22 protein-coding genes are annotated in these 19942 nt (G+C 63.8%); 13 read left to right on the top strand and 9 right to left on the bottom strand.

The window, feature by feature from the left end; genetic code table 11:
- The first annotated feature begins 103 nt into the window (after positions 1 to 103).
- Complete coding sequence (locus tag BIWAKO_RS27245) at positions 104 to 760, top strand: DUF1345 domain-containing protein (protein ID WP_069881316.1); 657 nt, start codon at positions 104 to 106, stop codon at positions 758 to 760.
- 527 nt (positions 761 to 1287) lie between these two features.
- Here the strand turns inward: BIWAKO_RS27245 and dapF are convergent.
- Positions 1288 to 2109, bottom strand: a complete 822-nt coding sequence (gene dapF, locus BIWAKO_RS27240) for a diaminopimelate epimerase (protein ID WP_069881315.1) — start codon at positions 2107 to 2109, stop codon at positions 1288 to 1290.
- Between the two features lie 113 nt (positions 2110 to 2222).
- On the opposite strand from dapF, the gene BIWAKO_RS27235 reads away from it, so the two are divergent.
- A complete protein-coding gene (locus BIWAKO_RS27235; protein ID WP_141740248.1) occupies positions 2223 to 2585 on the top strand; it encodes a transposase in 363 nt (120 codons plus the stop codon).
- Between the two features lie 223 nt (positions 2586 to 2808).
- Here the strand turns inward: BIWAKO_RS27235 and BIWAKO_RS27230 are convergent, their stop codons facing one another.
- Positions 2809 to 3051 (bottom strand): hypothetical protein, encoded by a 243-nt coding sequence (locus BIWAKO_RS27230; protein ID WP_069881314.1) that lies wholly within the window; start codon positions 3049 to 3051, stop codon positions 2809 to 2811.
- A gap of 298 nt (positions 3052 to 3349) precedes the next feature.
- Here BIWAKO_RS27230 and BIWAKO_RS27225 point away from each other — a divergent pair, with 298 nt between their 5' ends.
- Positions 3350 to 3562, top strand: a complete 213-nt coding sequence (locus tag BIWAKO_RS27225) for a ParD-like family protein (RefSeq protein ID WP_069882840.1) — start codon at positions 3350 to 3352, stop codon at positions 3560 to 3562.
- The gene (gene map / locus BIWAKO_RS27220) at positions 3559 to 4359 is read left to right on the top strand and encodes a type I methionyl aminopeptidase (RefSeq protein WP_069881313.1); all 801 of its coding nucleotides are present in this window, start codon (positions 3559 to 3561) and stop codon (positions 4357 to 4359) included. Before BIWAKO_RS27225 ends, map begins: the two co-directional genes overlap by 4 nt.
- Before the next feature lie 99 nt (positions 4360 to 4458).
- Here the strand turns inward: map and BIWAKO_RS27215 are convergent, their stop codons facing one another.
- Positions 4459 to 4935 (bottom strand): hypothetical protein, encoded by a 477-nt coding sequence (locus BIWAKO_RS27215; protein WP_069881312.1) that lies wholly within the window; start codon positions 4933 to 4935, stop codon positions 4459 to 4461.
- Positions 4936 to 5107: 172 nt separating this feature from the next.
- On the bottom strand, positions 5108 to 6436 hold the full coding sequence (locus BIWAKO_RS27210; protein ID WP_069882839.1) for a PQQ-dependent sugar dehydrogenase: 1329 nt from the start codon (positions 6434 to 6436) through the stop codon (positions 5108 to 5110).
- A gap of 461 nt (positions 6437 to 6897) precedes the next feature.
- On the opposite strand from BIWAKO_RS27210, the gene BIWAKO_RS27200 reads away from it, so the two are divergent.
- Together BIWAKO_RS27200 and BIWAKO_RS27195 are read left to right on the top strand one after the other, a co-directional pair.
- Positions 6898 to 7110, top strand: a complete 213-nt coding sequence (locus tag BIWAKO_RS27200; RefSeq protein WP_069881310.1) for a hypothetical protein — start codon at positions 6898 to 6900, stop codon at positions 7108 to 7110.
- Positions 7111 to 7232: 122 nt separating this feature from the next.
- Positions 7233 to 7505 carry a hypothetical protein gene (locus BIWAKO_RS27195; RefSeq protein ID WP_069881309.1) on the top strand — a complete coding sequence of 91 codons (273 nt, stop codon included), beginning with the start codon at positions 7233 to 7235 and terminating at the stop codon, positions 7503 to 7505.
- A gap of 90 nt (positions 7506 to 7595) precedes the next feature.
- Here BIWAKO_RS27195 and BIWAKO_RS27190 read toward each other — a convergent pair whose 3' ends face one another.
- Positions 7596 to 7787, bottom strand: coding sequence for a DUF3008 family protein (locus BIWAKO_RS27190; protein ID WP_069881308.1), 192 nt, complete (start codon positions 7785 to 7787; stop codon positions 7596 to 7598).
- A 285-nt stretch (positions 7788 to 8072) separates the two neighbouring features.
- On the opposite strand from BIWAKO_RS27190, the gene BIWAKO_RS27185 reads away from it, so the two are divergent.
- Positions 8073 to 8291: a hypothetical protein gene (locus BIWAKO_RS27185; protein ID WP_069881307.1), complete on the top strand. Its 219-nt coding sequence runs from the start codon at positions 8073 to 8075 to the stop codon at positions 8289 to 8291.
- 506 nt (positions 8292 to 8797) lie between these two features.
- Here the strand turns inward: BIWAKO_RS27185 and BIWAKO_RS27180 are convergent.
- Positions 8798 to 9856, bottom strand: coding sequence for a hypothetical protein (locus tag BIWAKO_RS27180; protein ID WP_201788655.1), 1059 nt, complete (start codon positions 9854 to 9856; stop codon positions 8798 to 8800).
- A gap of 372 nt (positions 9857 to 10228) precedes the next feature.
- Here BIWAKO_RS27180 and BIWAKO_RS27175 point away from each other — a divergent pair, with 372 nt between their 5' ends.
- The 3 genes from BIWAKO_RS27175 to BIWAKO_RS27165 all read left to right on the top strand — a co-directional run bounded on the left by BIWAKO_RS27175 (position 10229) and on the right by BIWAKO_RS27165 (position 14567).
- Positions 10229 to 10561, top strand: a complete 333-nt coding sequence (locus BIWAKO_RS27175) for a potassium channel family protein (RefSeq protein WP_069881305.1) — start codon at positions 10229 to 10231, stop codon at positions 10559 to 10561.
- A gap of 260 nt (positions 10562 to 10821) precedes the next feature.
- Positions 10822 to 11874, top strand: coding sequence for an alpha/beta fold hydrolase (locus BIWAKO_RS27170; RefSeq protein ID WP_069881304.1), 1053 nt, complete (start codon positions 10822 to 10824; stop codon positions 11872 to 11874).
- A gap of 290 nt (positions 11875 to 12164) precedes the next feature.
- Entirely contained in the window at positions 12165 to 14567 is a 2403-nt protein-coding gene (locus tag BIWAKO_RS27165; RefSeq protein WP_069881303.1) for a multicopper oxidase family protein, read from the top strand.
- A gap of 62 nt (positions 14568 to 14629) precedes the next feature.
- On the opposite strand, the gene BIWAKO_RS27160 is transcribed toward BIWAKO_RS27165, so the two are convergent.
- Positions 14630 to 15070: an HD domain-containing protein gene (locus BIWAKO_RS27160; RefSeq protein ID WP_069881302.1), complete on the bottom strand. Its 441-nt coding sequence runs from the start codon at positions 15068 to 15070 to the stop codon at positions 14630 to 14632.
- A 367-nt stretch (positions 15071 to 15437) separates the two neighbouring features.
- Positions 15438 to 15770 (bottom strand): hypothetical protein, encoded by a 333-nt coding sequence (locus BIWAKO_RS27150; RefSeq protein ID WP_069881300.1) that lies wholly within the window; start codon positions 15768 to 15770, stop codon positions 15438 to 15440.
- A gap of 219 nt (positions 15771 to 15989) precedes the next feature.
- Here BIWAKO_RS27150 and BIWAKO_RS27145 point away from each other — a divergent pair, with 219 nt between their 5' ends.
- Positions 15990 to 16637 (top strand): SGNH/GDSL hydrolase family protein, encoded by a 648-nt coding sequence (locus BIWAKO_RS27145; RefSeq protein WP_069882838.1) that lies wholly within the window; start codon positions 15990 to 15992, stop codon positions 16635 to 16637.
- Between the two features lie 7 nt (positions 16638 to 16644).
- On the opposite strand, the gene BIWAKO_RS27140 is transcribed toward BIWAKO_RS27145, so the two are convergent.
- The gene (locus tag BIWAKO_RS27140) at positions 16645 to 17262 is read right to left on the bottom strand and encodes a GntR family transcriptional regulator (protein ID WP_069881299.1); all 618 of its coding nucleotides are present in this window, start codon (positions 17260 to 17262) and stop codon (positions 16645 to 16647) included.
- 106 nt (positions 17263 to 17368) lie between these two features.
- Between BIWAKO_RS27140 and BIWAKO_RS27135 the strand changes: the two genes are divergently transcribed.
- Both BIWAKO_RS27135 and BIWAKO_RS27130 read left to right on the top strand, forming a co-directional pair.
- On the top strand, positions 17369 to 18232 hold the full coding sequence (locus BIWAKO_RS27135) for an alpha/beta hydrolase family protein (RefSeq protein ID WP_069881298.1): 864 nt from the start codon (positions 17369 to 17371) through the stop codon (positions 18230 to 18232).
- Between the two features lie 43 nt (positions 18233 to 18275).
- A complete protein-coding gene (locus tag BIWAKO_RS27130; protein WP_069881297.1) occupies positions 18276 to 19814 on the top strand; it encodes an ABC transporter substrate-binding protein in 1539 nt (512 codons plus the stop codon).
- The last annotated feature ends 128 nt before the right edge of the window (positions 19815 to 19942 follow it).

Here is a 19942-nt window from a genome sequence, read left to right as displayed (position 1 = left end):
ATGAGGGGCTGGATCATCGGCCCGGATGCGCCATCCCGCCCGATGATCTGACCGGCATCGCTCCGTCCTGGACAGGGTCGTTGGCCTGCAGGCGTGAGATCCGATGAAGCTCCTCCCACAATCCCTGCTCATTCGGCCCCGCCTTCTGATCGCGCTGGTGGCGGTGGTGTTGCTGACGATCGTGCTGCCGCGCGACTGGGGCTGGGTGACGCGGCTTCTGGTGGCGTGGGACGCGGGCGCGATCCTCTATCTCGGGCTGCTGACGACGATGATCTTCGGCGAGACTGTCGAGCAGATCAGGGCGCGCGCCGCCGAGCAGGATGAAGGTGCGCTTGCCATCCTGATCATTGCCTGCCTGGCGGCCGCCGCGAGCGTTGCGGCCATCGGCATTCAGCTCGCCGGCCTGAAGACCGTGCCGCCCGACGAAAAGTCACTGCACCTGGCGCTGGGCGCCGTCACCATCCTGAGCTCCTGGGCGCTGGTGCACGCCTTCTTCTCGCTGCACTACGCCCATGATTTCTACAGCGATGATGGTGCCGAGGGCGGCCTGGATTTTCCGGGGAAGGGCGAGCCCGACTATGTTGATTTCCTCTATTTCTCCTACACGATCGGTTGCACCTCGCAGACATCGGATGTCGGCGTCACCACGCGTGAGGTCAGGACGATCGTGCTCGCCCATTCCATTCTCTCGTTCTTCTTCAACACCACGATCCTGGCCTTCGGCATCAATGTCGGCGCCTCGCTGCTGTCGGGGGGCTGAAGGCTGGTCCGGGCTGGCCCTCCGGAGCGCTCACGGCGCATTCCGCCGCGATGGACGGGCGTGCCGGGTGGTCGGGTACAGTCGGGCGGGTGGTTCGGCTCTGCGTGAAGTCGGCTTATCAAGTAGAGATTCAGTCGAATATATTTCGATGCCGTAGAGGCAATATCGGAATTGCTTGCAATTTTGAAATAATGAACGCATGGCGATATTGCGTTTGCCGCTGTTCTATTGATTAGAGATCACACTAATCTGGTATTGCTCGCTTTCCCCTCCCATCGCGGGCAAGCCGGTCGGCGCGGCCTTTGCCGCTGCGCTGGCCGGCATTTTTTGCTAATCGGCGGCGTTCGTCGAAATGCCGATCGATCGCCCGACTGAACGGGAATGCCCCCCGGAATCGGGTGCGAGGCTCCGCCGGCGCAGGATATCAACTGGCGACGTCGACGCGGGAGCTGCCGACGATCTGCCGCTTGCCGCTGACGTGACGACGAAATTCCACCCGCCTGGGCCTCGTGGACAAAGGCGCCGTCCTAACGATGCATCGATTTCTCTGGGAGCGCGATTTCGCCATGGAAAACGGTTGCGACCCTGCCCGTCAGCCACACGCCGCCTCCAGCCTTCCAAGAAACACCCACGCTTCCGCCATCACATATGACCTCGACTTCGTTGTCGACAAGTCCGCGGCGGATGGCCGCTACGGCTGCGCCGCAAGAACAAGATCCTGATCCCGCCGGCACCGCTCCGCCTCGCTCCCAAATACGCAGCCGTATGCGCTTCCGGTCCAGCACTTGAACGAAATGGACATTGGTTTTTTCAGGAAACAGAGGGTGGTGTTCGATCTGCGGTCCTGCCGACCAAGGGTCGATCACTGAGAGATCATCAACGAAGAACGTGCAGTGCGGATTGCCCATGCTGCAGGCGGAAGGCTCGCCGGCAAGCGGCAATCGCAACGTGTCGCAAGGCTTGGCTAGAGGAATGTCGCGCCACTCGAGCAGAGGTGCGCCCATGTCGACGCTGATAGGCCCATCATGTGTCGACTGGCATCGCAACAAGCCTCGCTCGGTGCGCAAGGTCGTTTCTTGGCTCGCGGCCTCCTTCATCAAGAGGTGGGCGACGCCGCGCGTTGCACTGCCACACGCGCCCAGGGTCGTGCCGTCTGGATTCCAGAAGATGAGACGAGCGGCAGCATCGTCGCAGGGAAGCACCACCGCCAGCTGGTTGAAGCCGACGCCGCGGCTCCGGTCGCCAAGGAAGCTCGCGACGTCAGCATCAACCGGGTTGGGGCTCGTGCGGGCATCGACGATGACAAAGTCATCGCCGTTGGCATGCATCTTTACGAAACTGAGATTCATGCGCTGTCCATCACATCAAATCCGACGGCGCAGCCATGCGCTGCGCAGGCCAGAGTATTGGACGTCGACTGCCTGCCCAAGGCAATAATGCTGCGTATTGACGCACAGCCAACGTGTCGATTCAACGTTCCTTCCTCGAGGACGCCTTGGGCGAGCGGATCGGTCTGACGGACGAGGAATGGGCGCTGATCGGGCCTTTGCTGCCGGATGAGCGCGGGCGCGGCTGCCGACCCGCACAAGATAACTGCCGCTACTTCGAGGGCATGATGCGGCTGGCGTGCACGGGGTCGCAGTGGCGGCATCTGCCCGACGACTATGGCAAATGGAACGGCGTGTTCCGTCGGTACTGGCGCTGGCTGGAGGTCGGCGTGTTCGACGCCATGCTGGAGAGCCTGAGCGAGATGGTGGAGCGAGACCCCTCCGCTGACATGATCGACACTATCATCGTCCGGCGGATCACTGCGCAGGCGGCATAAAGAGGGGGACTCAAAAAGCCGAGGCGCTTGGCCAATCGCGCGGCGGCCTCACCGCCAGGCTCCACGCCTGCGGCGCCGCCAGGGGACGTCGCCTCGGATTTGTCCAGACGGGTGGAGAAACCCACGACATCAAGGGCTTGGCGTCGCTCCTGAGCATGATCTACGATAGGATCGAAACACTTCTCGCCGACAAGGGATACGGCGCTGACACCGTCTGCGAGGCCTAGTTGAAGGCCGCGTATTCGAGCAGCGCGATCAGGTCGTCATCCCGGATGATGATGGCGCAACCATTGGTGTGATCGATGATGATCTCCACGATTGCGCCACCCAGAAAGGCTGCATTTGCATAGCGCGCAGCCGCGCGTATGCCGATGAAAGTTGCGGTGGGACTCTCACCCGTCCAGACAGCAACCGTGCAGTTCACGGACTCGAATTGTTCCGCCATGAGCCAAGGATTGATCGTCACCTCTTGTCCCGCCCCGTTCGGCTGAAGGAGAATTATAAATCCATACTGAGGCCATCGGTGGCGCTGAAGGTGTCACAACTCGTCGGATGCGTCATCCGACCAAAGTCGATCCGGATATTTGCGGGCGGGACCTTGCGGATTGCTTGCCCGGCGGCGGTCATACCACGCTGTGCGATACGTCATGCTTTCTCCGGATCGGTGTCAGGCGGCTCGCATCGGGCGCGTGCGATGCTGCCACTTGGCTTTCGCATTTTCGGATTATATACGTTCCATATATGAAGCATATATGGAGGCCCCGATGGGCATCGTGAACATCGATGATGACCTGCACGATCAACTGCGCCGGGCGAGCAAAGTGTCGTTTCGGTCGATCAATGCGCAGGCTGCCTACTGGATCAAGCTCGGAATGCTCTGCGAGACCAATCCGGGGCTCAGTTTCCCTGAGATCATCGAGCGCGAACTGAGTGCCGCAGGCGTCAAGGCTCAGCCGCTGGCGGAGACTGACGCATGACGAAGCAGCCTCGCGAGCTGGCATTGCTGGCCGAATCCGGGAGGTTGCTGGCCTCCGTGTTCGGCATGCTGGATCGAACTGTGCTCGCCGGCCTGTCGACACTTCAGGTCAATGAATTGGTCGAGCACTTCATTGTCCATGATCTCCAGGCCCGACCTGCGAGCAAGGGCCAATATGGCTATGATTTTGTGTTGAATGCTTCGGTGAACGATGTGGTTTGCCACGGTGTTCCATCTGAAACGACCGTGCTTCGGGACGGGGACATCGTCAATTTCGACATCACGCTCGAGAAGAACGGCTATATCGCGGATTCCAGCAAAACCTATCTCGTCGGCGAGGTGAATCCCGCCGCAAGGAGGCTGGTCCAGACCACCTACGAAGCGATGTGGATGGGCATCAAGGCGGTTCGGCCGGGCGCGCGGCTCGGCGATATCGGCTGGGCGATCGAGCGGCATGCCAAGCGGAGCGGTTATTCCGTGGTGCGCGAGTATTGCGGTCACGGCATCGGCCGGGAGATGCACGAGGAACCGCAGGTCTTGCATTTCGGAAAGCCGGGAACCGGCCTCGCCCTCCGCGAGGGCATGGTTTTCACGATCGAGCCGATGCTCAATCGCGGCCGGAGTAGCGTGAGGACCGAGGCTGACGGCTGGACCGTCGTGACGAGAGACGGCTCGCTGTCCGCTCAGTTCGAGCACACCGTTGCCGTTACGGGGGCCGGCGTCTCGGTTCTGACACTCCGTCCTGACGAACAAGGCGTAGCGCCAATGAAGCGGCGTGCGCTGGCGGCGGCCGGTTGATTTAAACGGCAACGCGCGGAGGCGCTGCCGTGAGCGATCTGATCGGGGTGTCGCGGCCGGCCCCTCGAAGGCCTGGCGCAGGCGCCAGATCCCCTGAACCTAGTCCCATTCCCTCTCCTGGGATCGGATGTCGCGGATCGAGTGAACCAGACCGATCGCCTTGCTGAACAGACCGGCCCGCGGGATCGGGAGTGCGGATCCGCCGGCGGAGGATATCACCTCGGCGACGTCTTCATGGGAACTGCCGACGAACTGCCGCTTGCCGCTGATGTGAAGGGACGATGCAACTCCGTCCGCCTGGTGTCTGGATTCGAGCGGAAGCGGCCCTGATGCCTTCTCGGCATCGAACCAGACCGGCGATCCATCGGGCAGGGCGAGTTCGGCAAGCGTCGGGAGTTTCTCGCCGACGACGGCGGCGACATAGTCCGGCAGTTCGACCACCAGCAGGACATCGACGCAATCGATGCGGGTCTTGGCCTGAGGGTCGCCATCCCCGGGAACAGCCCTCCTGATCCGGGCGACCCGGCGTGGGAGAAGTTGAACCGGAGATCCGTCGGACAGCGTCAGCGAGATCATCGTCAGTCCTGGGGTTCGTTTCAGGTCAGCCAGGCTCAGCGTAATGCCCCTTCTGGCGGATACTCAATCAAGTCATCTTCATAACCTTAAGGCAGGGGCGGCGGCTGGTCTCGCGCGGCCGGATCTGACCGCCACCACATGCCGCTCGCCTGGGGGGACACCGGGCGCAGCCTCAGCCCGACGGTAGCGCCACGCGCCAGACCGTATTGCCGACATCGTCGGCCACCAGCAGACCGCCGCGCCGATCGATCAGCACGCCGACGGGGCGTCCCCGTGCCTCGCCCTTCTCGTTCAGGAACCCGGAGAGGATTTCCTGCGGCGTGCCGGCGGGCTTGCCATCTTTGAAGGGGACGAAGATCACGCGATAGCCGACCGGGCGCGAGCGGTTCCATGAACCGTGCTGGCCGATGAAGGCGCCGCCCTGATAGGGCGGGCCGAGGCGGCCCGGCGGCACGAAGCCAAGCCCGAGCGAGGCGGTATGCGAGCCCAGCGCGTAATCCGGTTTGATCGCCCTGGCGACCAGTTCCGGCTTCTGGGGCTCGACGCGCCTGTCGAGATGCTGGCCATAATAGCTGTAGGGCCAGCCATAGAAGCCGCCGCGCTTTACCGAGGTCATGTAGTCCGGCACGAGGTCGTCGCCGATCTCGTCGCGCTCGTTGACCGCCACCCAGAGTTCCCTGGTCACGGGGTTCCAGCCGATCCCGACAGGGTTGCGCAAGCCTGTCGCAAAGACCTGCGTCGCTCCCGTCGCCGGGTCGATCTCGAGCACGGCCGCGCGCCGCTCCTCTTCCGCCATGCCGTTCTCGGCGACATTGGAGTTCGAGCCGACGCCGACATAGAGCTTCGAGCCGTCGGCGCTGGCGGTCAGGCTCTTCGTCCAATGGTGGTTCCGGCCGGCGGGCAGGTCGGCGACCTTCACCGGCGCGCCCGCACTTTTGGTTTCGCCTTGCTGATAGGGGACGCGGACAAGTGCATCGGCATTGGCGATGTAGAGCTGCTCGCCGATCAGGGCCATGCCGAAGGGCGAGGTGAGGTTCTCCAGGAAGACGCTCTTCGTCTCGGCGACGCCATCGCCATCGGCGTCGCGCAACAGCGTGATCCGGTTGGCGCTGAGCGTCTGCGACCCAGCCTTCTTCATGAAGAGACCCTGCACCCAGCCGCGGATGCCCCCGCTCTTTTCCGGCGGCTTCGGTGGTGCGTCGCTTTCCGCCACGAGCACATCGCCATTGGGCAGTTCATAGAGCCAGCGCGGGTGCTGCAACCCCGTGGCGTAAGCCGTCACCTGTCCGCCGCTCGGCGTGGTCGGCTTCTCACCCAGCTTCCAGCCGATCGCATCAGCGATCTTTACGGTCGGAAACCATGTCGTCCTGGGCTCAGGCAATGTCGGGTTGGGGCCGTAGCCGGCCCCCTCGGGCAGGGTGGAGCGACTGTCGCAAGCGGCGAGCGCGAGCGCCGAGGCTGCGACGCCGGCGATGAGACTGACGGGGCGCTTGATCGCCATATGCGGTTCTCCTGCCTGGCTGCGGGAGGCACTGCCCGCCCGGATCATGGGGTGAACGTCAAACCCCGTCACTTTGTTCGCGATGGCTTGGTGCGCGACGGCCCGGGCAGCGTCCTCGACTGAGATCGCGGTGGAACGGATCAAACCGCGCGACGTTACCCCTGGACGCCCCTGTCGACGATGACACGGAAATGGAGACGAGCGATGCGCCCAGACACGAACCCGGCGGTTGAGAGCCTCCGTAAGGAACAACACGCGCAACGCAGGGCTGGGCGCGAAGTCACCGCAGATCAGCGGCTCGACAAGGCGCTGAAGGAGACATTTCCGGCGAGCGACCCGGTCGCGGTCCAGAGCCCGGCGAAGCCGGGTGCGCCCCGTCAGCGGCGGCAGTAGCGCCGTTCAACGCACGGGGCAAAACTGTCCTTGTGCGGTCGTTTCATGGTTTGCGGAAGGGAAGATGCATGCGCGCCCTCGTTCATCTCGTCGGGTTATGGCTGGCTCGCGACATTGCCGAAGGAAAGTACCCCAAGCAGTTTGCCGTTCCGCTCGGGTTCCTGATCGCGCGGTTGCGGACGCCGCCCCTGATGATCGCGGTGTTCGGCTGCGTGCTCGCCAAGCTCGCCATGGACCGACGCGGTCGGGGCAGAAAGCGCGCGCCCGCTCGGGCGCGTTGAGGGGGGCGGCCGCCCACCCGCACGGCTCCGGCCTTTCAGGTCGGCCAAAACGATTCCGCGTCAATATTTGCACTTGCATTTGAGGGGGGCGCCGCGCTCACTTCCCGTCCAGGGGAAGGTCGATGCCGTTCCATTCGATTGTCGCCACGCCAGAAGAAATCGCTGTCATCGTGGCAGCGTTCGAGACTGCGTGGGGCCAGATCCACGCACGCGGAGAGATCGAACGGTCGAGGGCGCCCTTACAACGGGAACGCCTGAGCTATATCGTGGTCGGGCTCTGGGGGGAGGGAAGCATCGGCCAGCTCGCGGAGCGGGCCGTTCAACAATTCGATGCCACGGCGGCGAACGCGCCAACGCTTCCACGACGCACGAAGCGCCCGGCTGACAGCCGCTGACCGCAGGCGTCCGTGCTCGATCGACAATTCGCCGCCGCATTCACGCCAGGTGGCCATCGACATGCGATCACCCGGGCGATGCGGCGAGGGTCAGTGCGCCTCGGGCACGTGTTCGGGTTTGCCCTTGCGTTTGGTCGAAGCCATGTCGTGCAGTTCCTCTTCGGTCATCGACTTCGCCATCGATTTGGACGCACCCTTCAGCTCGCTGGTCTTGATCTCGCCGCGCTTGGCGGCGAGCGCCGCTCCCGCGGCCTTCTGCTGGGCTTTGGATTTCGCCGGCATGATGATGCACCTCCTTTGAAAGGGCGGACGGAGATCAACGGCCGGGCCGCGCCTGCGTTCCCGGCCGGCTGAGCGATGCTGAGGCTCTGGCGCGCCAGCAGAAGTGGCGGTTGTCGTGGGAACAAGTGCCGACGCTGCGGGTTGTCCCGGCATCTCCCAGAGATCCCAAGGCACTGCCCGCCACTCCAAAAGGGGTGGCGGGCTTTTTGTCGGCGACCGGAGAGCTTGCATTTTTAAGCGCGATGGCCAGATTTTCGATGGAGCCTGGTGTTGGGGGGAGCGACGATGCCATTCTCATCGCTCACGGATCCGGTGGACATTGCGCGCGCGCAGGCGGCCTTGGATGCGGCCTGGGACAAGATCAGGCCCGGCCTCGACACTGGCCAGGACCTTGAGCGCGAACGACAGAGACTGGCCTATATCGTGGCGAACCTGGTGATGATCGCCATCGATGACGAGGACCTGATGCGGCGTACGCTCGAGAAGTTCAGGGCGCATCCCTAGCGCCGGGGCTCACAAGCGCCGGGGGCTCATACCTACCGCGCGCCTTGAATCGCGCGCAGGCTGTGGAGCCAGAGGCGCCACGATCGGCCTGAGCCCCGCCGCTTCTGCCGGAACGGCGGGGCACTGGTTTGGGCATCGGCCGCTCAATCCCGCTATCGCACGGCGGGTTTCGCCAGCCCATCGGTCCTGCCGCGTGGGGATGCCTTCAGAGCCGCCCGGCGTTTCGAACTGAGGCGGCCAACGAGATCGCCGAAGAACAGGACCTCATGGGTGGGGCCAGATGGGCCACCTCGATCGGCCTCCCTCAGGCGCCTGAGCAGTTCCTGCGCCGAACGCTCTGCTTCCACAAAGGGAGGCTGCCGGGACGCTGAAGAGCTAGGTCGTCTTTCAATTCCCGGATTCTCATGCGGGATTTCGATTGGCATGTTCGACGCTTTCAAAAATGATCGCCGGCGAGCGCGGGTGGCGCGCTCGCCATAGGGCTCGGGCTGCCTGGACGTGCCCGCCTATTGCGGGTTCGTCGCAACCGTCTGCGTTGCGCCCGCCTGCTGTTGCCGCGGGAAGCGCGGCTGGAGCTGGTCTTCGGGATTGACCGGGAAGGGGAAGCCAAGGACCGTTGACCGGCCGCGAACCCGGTTCTGCGCCTGGCATTTCTTGACGCATTCCGTGGCTGGCGGAGCGACCTCGACCGCATCCTCGCCCATCACCTGGCCCATGCGGCCGCCACTCGCCACGTCCCAGCGGGACACGCCGCCGCAATGACGCACGGTCGCGGGGCTGTTGGGAACGCGGGTGGCGATCAGGTTCACGCAGTCCGGTTCCGACCTGCGCGTGGCAACCTGAGGGCTGTCCCTGCCGACGAACTTGCGGGAGAAGTTATTGCCGAAATTGACGCGGGCTGAGACGGTGACCGTGATGTCCTTGTAGGGAACCTCGTCGCCTTCCCGGTTCCGGAAGTTGCGATTGTCGAAATAGAACGCCTTCAGCTGAGGGTTGGCGCCTTCCGCCAGGATATGGGTGAAGAGGGTCGGCGTGCCGTCCTGACGCTCCACCTCCATCTGGAAGATGCCGCCATTGGCGCAGTCCTTGGCCTGGATCTTCATGGCAAGGTTGCTGCCCGTTCGCCCGATCTCGATCGCTTCCCCCGTGATCTCGACGGTGAGGGAGCTGGTCAGTGTCAGCCCACGATGGTCGGGCAGCTTGCTGGCGTAGACCGGCGTCGGCACTCCGCCCGTGATGTCGAGCGGGTTTGGCGCGCCGGTCATCGTGAAGTTGCGGATGCCGAGGGTCGCCGAGTCGACATCGAATTGGGCATATTTGCCCTGCACCCGAAAACTCGTCCCAAGAGCGCTGGCGGGGATAGTGGCGTTCTGCGTGCGTCCCAGCACGGTAAAGCCGCCGCCCTCGCACCCCTCCGATGACGCGGCCTGGGCTGCGCCTGCTGCGAGGAGCAGCGGCAGCGCGACCAGCGCCACGGTTCCCAGATGACCGCTCGCGCGACCGCTCTCACCCGCTGCCCGCGCGCAGGGCGTAGTGCGAAAATGGCAAATACGTCGCATGACCATGAGTAACCTCCCTGGATTTTATGATTGACGGTCCCAATTTGGACCGGAGGCATATTCCAGCAGCATCGTTCGACCGGGTGATCCAGCCGGATACGCTTTGGATGACGTCGTGTTCGCTGTGTTCTTCGCAGGTGCGTGAAGGGCTTTTGGGGCATGCAGGTGCGGCGACCGGCAAACCCTACGCCGATGAACCTGACATTTACCTGACGCGACCTGTCAGGTTGTGCGTGCACCAGGGCAATGATTGGCGAAGCCAGCGAAGTGCGTCACGGAAACGTCTGGCGCCGGCCACGCGTAGCTCCTCCGCAACTGGCAATTACTGCTCGGCGAGGCTATCCTCGGCTCACGAAATCTTACGCGATTCTCAGATTCATGGATGCCAGGCAAAAGCGGCACGCTTTCTTCTTCGCGCTGATCGGGAGTTTCCGCGTGATGTGGCCGGTTCTCTCCGGTGTGCTCGCGACCATGCTCGTGCCGGGATTTCTGATCGGGCGCATCGAGGACTGGGGTATCGGCGACTCCCTCTATTTCACCTTCGTGACCGGCTTCACGATCGGCTATGGGGATTTCACGCCGACGCATTTCAGCTCGCGCATGCTTGCCGTGATCATTGGCTTCGCCGGTATCGTGCTGACCGGCCTCGTGGCGGCGGTTGGTGTCCAGGCGCTGCGAGCGACAGAGGTCGAGCCGTCGCAGGAGCAATAGGGCGACGGTTGCGGCTGTCTTGCTTCTGGAGGCTGGCGCTCGCACCGGATGAGAGGTCTGTGCCTGTCACCGTAGCCGGCGCGCTCTTCGCGCGGATCGCCTATGGTGTCCGTCCCAAGCCAGGCGGAGGCGGATTGTATCTGACCGTATCCCGGCCAGCCGATGCTACGCGTGATTTCAATTTTGGCTGCGCCGCGACACAGCCGGGATACAGCGGACCGGCTTCCTTTCCCTGTCATTCAGCAATCGGGACGAGAGCCATGTCGGACAAGATCGATCACCCCAGGAGGAGTTTCCTCGGCACTCTGGCGCTGGGAGCTGCGCTTGCTCCGTTCGCTGCGCTGGGCGATGCCCGCGCCCAGACCAGCCCGTCGCCCGCCGCCCCTGCGGGCGGCACGGGGCAGGGCGCGCAGACGTCCTTTGCCGCGCTGAAGCGGATCTCTGCCGGCGTTCTCGAAGTCGGCTATGCCGAGGCCGGGCCGGCGGATGGTCCGCCGGTGCTGCTGCTGCATGGCTGGCCCTATGACATCCACAGCTATGTCGAGGTTGCACCTCTTCTCGCCGGGGCCGGCTACCGCGTGATCGTGCCCTATCTGCGCGGATATGGAACGACGCGCTTTCTCAGTGACGGCACGCCGCGCAACGGCCAGCAAGCGGCCCTGGGCCGTGACCTCATCGCCTTGATGGATGCGCTGAAGATCGAGAAGGCGGTCCTCGCCGGCTATGACTGGGGCGCCAGGACCGCCAATATCGTCGCCGCGCTCTGGCCGGAGCGCTGCAAGGCGATGGTCTCGGTGAGCGGCTATCTCATCGGCAGCCAGGAGCTGAACAAGGCGCCGCTGCCGCCGAAGGCCGAACTGCAATGGTGGTACCAGTATTATTTCGCCACCGAGCGCGGGCAGGCAGGGTACGCAAAATACACACGCGACTTCGCGCGCCTGATCTGGGAGCTGGCCTCGCCGAAATGGGCCTTCGACGACGCGACCTTCGCGCGCTCGGCCACGGCCTTCGACAACCCCGACCATGTCGCGATCTCGATCCATAATTATCGCTGGCGGCTCGGCCTGGCCGCGGGCGAGCCGCAATATGACGAGGTGGAAAAGAAACTCGCTGCTTTTCCGGCGATCGCCGTGCCGACGATCACCATCGAGGGGGATGCCAATGGTGCGCCGCATCCGGAGCCTGCGGCCTATGCGAAGCGCTTCACCGGCAAATACGAGCACCGGCTCTTCAGTGGCGGCATCGGCCATAATCCGCCACAGGAGGCTCCTCGGGCCTTCGCCCAGGCGGTGATCGACGCCGACCGACTCTGACGGCGGTGGCGGGAGCGTCCCGGAGGCGCATGTCTCGGACGGTGTGGGGAGCGCCTCCTGCACCGTCAATGCCTGTTTTATGGGCAGGAATCCCGCCCTGAATCCGGGCATTGATCCGTGAATGGCGGTGGATTGCACAGGACGCAGCCGCGGCCCCTTCTTAAGTATAGATTCGCGCTCTGACCTTCGCCGTACGGATCGGCGGACCATCTTCTCTACAATTCGCGGCGCCCTCTAGCTATCACCGGTACGGTATTTCTGCCGCATCTGCGGCATCGGGGGAGGTCGGCATGTATCTACCGCGTCTGACCAAGGGTTTACGGCTGCGAGAGGCGCAGCGTGCGCTCGATAACCGGCTCGAGATCGTCAAGGCGCTGTCCATCGGGGAGATCACCAAGCGCGATCTGCTGCGCTGGGGCTATTTCACGGCGGGCGGCCTGCTGATCGCCAAGAACGGGCTCAGCCCCTTCGCCAAAAGCGCCTATGCGCAGGTGCCGACGGGCGCGCCGCGCAGCCCGACCTTCGGTGTCGCCAAGTTCCATGACCTGATGCCGCGCCCGGAGGTGCTGAAACCCCTGCCGCTGACGCGCATGTCGAATGGCGACGCCGCCTGGGGCGGGGCCTCGGGTGCGCAGGAACTGCCGGCGAAGAATTTCTCCTACCACACCGATTTCACCAGTTCAGGCGGTGGGCTCTACCGCAACCCGGTCACCAATGCGGGGCCGTTCGAGGGCCGCCCGCCCGGCGAGTTCTTTGCGCATCAGCGCTGGGAGGAGCTCTATCCCAAGAAGGGCTATCTTCTTTCGCTCGGGCAGGTGAAGGCCGGCTGCTCTTTCTGCGACGGCATGCCGGAACAGGCGGCGACCTCGATGTGGACCTTCGGCCCGCGCGCACCTGGCCGGGAAGGGCGGGCCGCCGGCCTGCGCACCGGCATCGGCCAGCCGACCCTGATCAAGGCGCGCTATGGCGAGCCGATCCTGACCCGGATCTATAACGATCTGCCGGTCGACCGGAGGAAGAATGGCGGCTTTGGGCGGAACGAGATCTCGATCCATCTCCATAACGCCCATAACGGCGCCGAAAGCGACGGCGCCTGCAACGCCTATCATTTCCCCGGCACCTTCTACGATTACCACTGGGGCATGGCGATGGCCCGGCGCGACATGCCGAATGTCTGGCCGACCGGTGATCGCGACTATGCCCGGAAATGCTCGGGGCCCGATGACCGCGAAGGCCTTGTCCAGGTCCCCGGCGATTTCCGCGAGATCCAGAGCAGCCTCTGGTTCCACGACCACCGCTTCTTCTTCACGGCGGAGAATGTGCACAAGGGCATCTTCGGGCTGTGCAATATCTATAGCGGCCCCGATCGCGGCCGCGAGGACCTCAATGACGGCATCAACCTGCGGCTGCCCAGCGGCTCGCAGCTGAAATGGGGCAATCTCGATTTCGACGTGAATCTGGCGGTCTCGAACCCCGCCTTCGACGCCAATGGTCAGGCCCGCTTCGACATTTTCGACACTGACGGCTTCCTCGGCGACATGCTTTGCGTCAACGGCACCTATTACCCCTATTTCGAGGTGCTGCCGCGGCGCTACCGCTTCCGCATCCTGAATGCGGCGATGGCGCGGTTCATGAAGCTGGCGCTGGCGGTCAACAAGAGCCGGCGCTTTTCACGCCTGACCAATGTGCCGTTCTACTTCATCGCCAATGACGGCAACCTGCTGGTCAACCCGATCGCCCTGACCGAGACCGACGAGATGGGCGTGGCCGAGCGTTTCGACATCGTCGTCGACTTCGCCGCCTTCGAGCCCGGCGACAGCGTCTACCTGGTCAACCTGCTGAAACAGACCGATGGGCGACTCCCCAAGGGGCCGGTCTCGATGGCCTCGGCCTTCAAGGGCGATGACGATGACCCCTGCATCGGTCCCTTCCTCGAGTTCCGGGTGGTGAACCAGCTCCAGAGCGTCGACAATCCCGGCAAGCTCTACAATGCCAGCAATCCGCTCGATGCCGATCGCAGCGCCAATTTCGCCGATCCCGACTGGCGCACGGGGACAAAGACGCTGACCACCCAGATCCCGATCGTCGCCCCTGTGCGCGAACGCGTGATCGAGTTCGGGCGCTCCGGCTCCGGCGATTCACGGGGCGCCGACGGCCAGTGCATCCCGGAATGCGGCGATATCGCGAGCTTCCCCTGGACGATCAAGATCAATGGCGAGAACGCGCATTCGCTCAACGCAAACCGCATCTCGCTCCTGATCCCGAAGCCGGGCGAGGTCGAGCACTGGACGCTGATCAATGGCGGCGGCGGCTGGGATCACCCGATCCACCTGCATTTCGAGGAGGGCGTCACCATCGATCGCGGCGGCGCGCCCATCCCGGCGACGGAGCGCCTGGCGCGCAAGGATGTCTGGCGCCTGCGGCCTTCCGGCCGGGTCAAGTTCCAGGTGCGCTTCGGCGAGTTCGGCGGCGCCTATGTCAGCCACTGCCACAACACGGCGCATGAGGATTTCGCGATGCTGCTGCGCTACCAGATCCAGACCGAGCAGCCGGGCGATCCCAATTTTCGCGGCCAGCCGCAATACCAGCTGACGATGACGCCGATCCCGACCCCGAACGGCGTCGTCTGGAAGCAGCCCGAGGTCTTGCCGGAAGGCGATCCGCGCGGCACGCGATTCGCCAGCAATGGCTGAGCGCTTATCGAAGGACGCCGTTGCCGCCTTCGGCGGCGACGGTTGCCAGATCGAGGGCGACGCTACCGTTTGAGCGGGGTTTCAGCGATCACGCGCAACCCCGCGGAATACTTGTTGAAAAGCCGCTCGCGGTCATAGACCTTCTCCATCCGCTCTTCCGCGAGGTTGTCGCGGATATCGGCCTCCTTGACGAAGCGCGCCAGCGGATGGCTGGCGGCGCGGCGGATATAGTCCACGTATTCCTCGCCGTCGCGCCGGGTCAGGGCTTCTAGCGCAGACAGGATCTCGGGGGAAAAGCCCTCGCGATGCAGGTCGTCGAGCGTCCATTTCGAATCCTGGACGACGTCGTGCAGCGTCGCGATGATCGCCGATTCCTCATTGCCGCCGGCCAGGAAGCGCGCCATCAGCCGCATCGGGTGGGCGATATAGGGGGTGCCGGCCTTGTCGAGCTGTCCGGCGTGAGCCTCTGCCGCAATACTGATCGCTCGTTCCAGGGTAGCCATCGTTCACTCTCCTCCGATGCCCCAGCTTAGGCCGTAAGACGCCCGGCAAGAAGATGGGACGTGTGCGGCGCCAGGGCGGGTCGAAAAGGCTGGGGGCTCGCTGCCGGCACCGTTGCGCCGCTCGCAGACCTATTCGCCGAGCAGAAACACACGCCAGAACCGGTCGGTGGCAATGCCAGCCATCATCAACGACAGGACGGCCAGTATCCTGTGGCCCGCGGCGAGCGGCGAGGCCCATGGCGCACCCGTGAGCCAGATGAGGGCGGCAAAGCTGACGCTGAAGCTCGCGCCGAAAAACAGCGCGTAGAGCAGCAGGGGCCCGAGAACGCTCTCGAGATAACGCTCTTGAGGATATCGCTCTTGAGGATCATGCGCCCTCAGGTCCTAGGAACCGCGCCCCGATCGGTTCGTGCAGTTCATGAAAGCCATAGGCAGGCGCGCGCCGGGACGGCCCGTTCCACTTGATCTTGCCCGGGCGATCGGGGTCTGCGGTTATCGAGCCACCATTGCTAAGGGCACAGTTGCAGCCAAGCGTATTCTTGACGCCCCTGCATTCCGGCCTCGTGCCGCCCGATTGCGCCGACGCAGTCGAGCCCAGACCCAGCATGCCCAGCAGCACGCTGCTCACGACCAAAGTCATCTTCACGGCAATCTCTCCCCAGCCGGGGGTAGCGTTCCACGCCGTGCTGCGGCTGTCCATGGGGCAGCGCCTCCCTGATGCGCCCTGGCTCGCTGGTTCCACGCTCGTCGCGAGGGGAGAGGCAGGCCGCTATCGGCTTCCATGCCTGGGTTGTCGCTGGATCTTCGATGGGCTTGATCGGTCTCGTCCCGGCGGTTACGGCAAGTCGTCCTGCTGGGACAAGCAGTCGAGCCATCGGCGGCAGCGCTGATCCGCGCTCTGCGAGATCTGGGATGTATGATGAGCTTCAATATTCTGGCTTTCGGCGACAGCCTCACCTGGGGCTCTGACCACCAGCGGGGCGGGCGCCATGCTTTTCAGGATCGATGGCCGAATGTGCTCGCGACTGGGCTGGGGCCTGCGGCGACCGTCGTGACCGAAGGGCTGGGCGGACGAACCAGCTGTTTCGACGATCACATGTCGCCGTCTGACCGAAATGGCGCGCGGATCCTGCCGACGCTGCTTGGCAGCCACTATCCGCTCGATCTGCTCATCATCATGCTGGGAGCCAACGATCTCAAGCCGCATATCTGCGGGCGGGCTGCAGGCGCCGCAGCCGGAATCGACCGGCTCATCGAGATCGCGCGGAGCTTTCCCTATGGCTGGGGTGCCGCGGCGCCCAAGGTTCTGGTGGTTTCGCCGCCGATTTTCGCCGCGTCGAGCGCAGCGGACGGGCAGCCTGCCGGCGGGCGTGATATCGCCGAGTCACAACTCCTGGCACCGGAATATGAAGCGGTTGCCCGCCGCCGCGGCTGCAGCTTCTTCGACGCCGCGTCGGTTGCGAAGGCTTCGATCATCGACGGCGTGCACCTGGACGCCGAGAACACGCGCAAAATCGGCCAGGCACTCGTGCCTGTCGTCGCCGCGATCATTAAGGCGTCGTCCTAAGGCGCCTTTACCGATCGTCAGTGCCATGCCGTCCCCTGATGACATGGTTCTCGATCAGCGCCGCCAGCAACGCCTCATCCCGTGCTGCAAGGGCGGCGATGATCGCATGATGCTCCGCATCGCTGCGGACCAGCGCCTCATGCGACGTCCACAAGGTCAGCGGGGCGGCACGCGAGCGTTCGCGAAGGGCCCAGATCGATTCTTCAAGAACGGCGTTGCCCGCGACCCGGAAGAACTTGCGGTGGAAGTCCCGGTTCGTGCGGCTGCGATCGAGATAGCTGCCGAGCTTTACCGCTTCGGAGAAGGTATCGGCGAGTTTCTCGAGCTCTTCGAGATCGGCGGAGGTGGCGTTCCTGATGATCAAGGGCGCGGCGCCCCGCTCCAGGATTGCCCTGACGGTGCGGATCTCGTTCAGGGTGGTGTCGTCGATGATGGCGACCCGATAGCCGCGATTGCGCACATGCTGGATCGCCTTGCGGACGACGAGTTCATCCAGGGCCGCGCGGACATCGGAGCGGCTGACTTCGAATTTCTCCTCGAGATCGATTTGCCGCAGCCATTCTCCAGGCCGTAGCTCGCCAGCTTCAATCGCCTCGACGATCTTGGCCGCCAGTGGTCGCTTCATCCCGTCGTTCCAGATTGCAGGTGGCAGCGCTGGAATAGCTCTTGCCGGCCCAAAATCAATCTGCAATAAAATTGGTACCAATTTTGGTTCGACGTGGAGGCGGGTCATGGGCCAACAGCTTGTTGGAGAGCGGGACAGTCTCCACGTCTTCGAACTTGGGGCGACGCCGACCGCGGCCAGCCGAGCCGATCCACGCTTCAGCTATTGCCTCTACGTTCCCCCCAGCATCGAAAGCCGACCCGAGGGCATGGAGCTCGTCGTGGCGATGCATGGCACCGGGCGCAGCTTCACGGAATATCGCGACGCCTTCTCCGCATTCGGCCGCTGGAACGATTGCATCGTCCTGGCGCCGCTCTTCCCGATCGGGCCGCTCGGAGACCGCAATCGCGACGGCTTCAAGTACATGCGCGAGGGTTCGATCCGCTATGACCAGGCGCTGCTCGCAATGGTCGATGAAGTCGTGCAGCGCTACGGCCTGTCCTGCGACCGCTTCGGCTTGTTCGGCTATTCCGGCGGCGGTCATTTTGCGCATCGCTTCCTGATGCTGCAGCCAAAGCGGTTATGGGCGGCTGCGATCGGCGCACCCGGTTCCGTGACGCTGCTCGATCCCACGCGCGACTGGTGGGTCGGCACCCGCAATGTCGCGGAACTCTTTGGAGCGCCGGTCGATCTCGATGCCATGCGGCAGGTCCCGGTCCAGATGATCGTCGGCGACGCTGACCTGGAAACGTGGGAGATAACCCATAAGCCGGGCGGTCCCAACTGGATGCCCGACGCCAATCATGCCGGCGCGACCCGTCCGGAGCGCCTCTTCTCGCTGCGCAAATCCTTCGAGGCTCACAAGATCGACGTCAGGTTCGATCTCGTGCCGAACATGGCTCATGACGGGCTGAAGGCCGTGAGCCGCGTCGAAGAGTTCTTCGCCGCCATTCTTGCCAAGCGCCGCGCCCAAGCGGCGAGGGCTGCCTGAATACGGTTGTTGCTCGACGAAAAAGAGAAAGAAGGGGATTCGCATGAACCGCTTGCTCACCTCGGCCTGCCTGTTGCCTCTCCTGTCATCCCCCGGAATTGCGCAGACCATCACCGCCGCGCTGAGCCAGGATATTCGCAGTTCGAACCCTGGCGTGAACAGGGACGGCAATACCGATATCGTCATGCTGCATGTCGTCGAGGGACTCGTCGGCTACTCGCAGGGAGGAATCCCAGGCCCACTCCTTGCGGAGAGGGTCGACGTCTCGCCGGATGGCAAGGTCTATACGTTTGCCCTGCGCAAGGGCGTGCGTTTCCACAACGGGGCGGAACTAACCTCCGCCGACGTGCTCTGGAGCTGGAACCGCTACATGGACCCAAAGACGGAGTGGCGTTGCCTGGCCGATTTCGACGGGCGCAACGGCACCAAGGTTGTCTCGGCGGAGGCTCCGGGGCCGGAGACCTTCGTGATGACGATCAACCGGCTGGATGCGATGTTTCTCGACACCATGTCCCGCCCGGATTGCGGCGGGACCGGCATTCTGCACAAGAACTCGGTGAAGGCCGACGGCTCCTGGGACAAGCCGGTCGGAACCGGACCGTTCAGCTTTGGCGAATGGAAGCGCGGGCAGTCCGTCCAGCTCCTGGCCTTTGACGCCTACTCATCGCCGAAGGGCGACAAGCGTGACGGCTTCCTGGGCGCGAAGAAGGCGCTGGTGAAGGAGGTCAAGATTCTCGCCATTCCCGACGGCGCAACGGTGAAGGCCGGGCTGCAGTCGGGAGCGATCGATATTTCGTCGGTGCCCGAGAGCGAAGTGTCGGAGATCCGCAAGAGTTCAAATCTCGAAATCAGGACCGGCACAAACCCGGTCAGGCATGGTTTCATACTTCAAACGCGCGACCCGCTCTTGAACAACGTTAAAATCCGGCAGGCGCTGGCCATTTCCATCAACTACGAAGAGCTGGTTGGCGCCGTCACCAGCGGCCTGGGCAAGGTCAATAATTCGCCGGTGTACGACACATCCCAATATTTTGGCCAGGCTGAAAGGAAGGGATTCTCCTACGATCCTGCGAAGGCTCAGGCTCTGCTGAAGGAGGCGGGATACAAGGGCGAGAAGATCTCGATCATCGCCAACAAGCGCGCGACCGTGCCGAGCTTCAATTCGGCCGTGGTGGCCCAGCAGATGTGGCGGTCGGTCGGTCTCAACGTCGATATCGAGGTGCTGGACTGGGCGACCCAGCTCGATCGCTACAACAAGGGCAATCAGATGATGGCGTCCATCACCTATTCGCCCCGCTTCGACCCGGCCCTCGGATTCGAGCAGATTTCGGGCCCGAAGGACAAGCAGCCACGCAAGGTCTGGGAAAACCCGCAGGCCCTCAAGCTGATCGAGAAGGCGAGCCAGACGACCGATGCCGCCATCCGACAGCCGATCTTCGACGAGCTCCACGCGATGCTGCTCGAGGATGTGCCGGTGATCTTCACCCATAACGACATCGACTGCCTCGCCCATAACAAGCGCATCACGGGTCTCGCGCCCTGGGCATCGAACCTCATCCTGTGGGGCGTGGCCAAGAACTGAGCGAACAGGCCGCGTGGGACAAGGCCGCCGGCTGACGGTCAGTCCATCGACGCCGCGGCGCTGAAGTCGCGGCATCGCTGACGCATCCTGGCGTCGCGACGCACTCCTTTTCTCTGGCGCAGTGAGAC

It is taken from the genome of Bosea sp. BIWAKO-01 (assembly GCF_001748145.1).
Taxonomy (GTDB): Bacteria; Pseudomonadota; Alphaproteobacteria; order Rhizobiales; family Beijerinckiaceae; genus Allobosea.
This window is presented reverse-complemented; position numbering and strand designations above follow the sequence as displayed.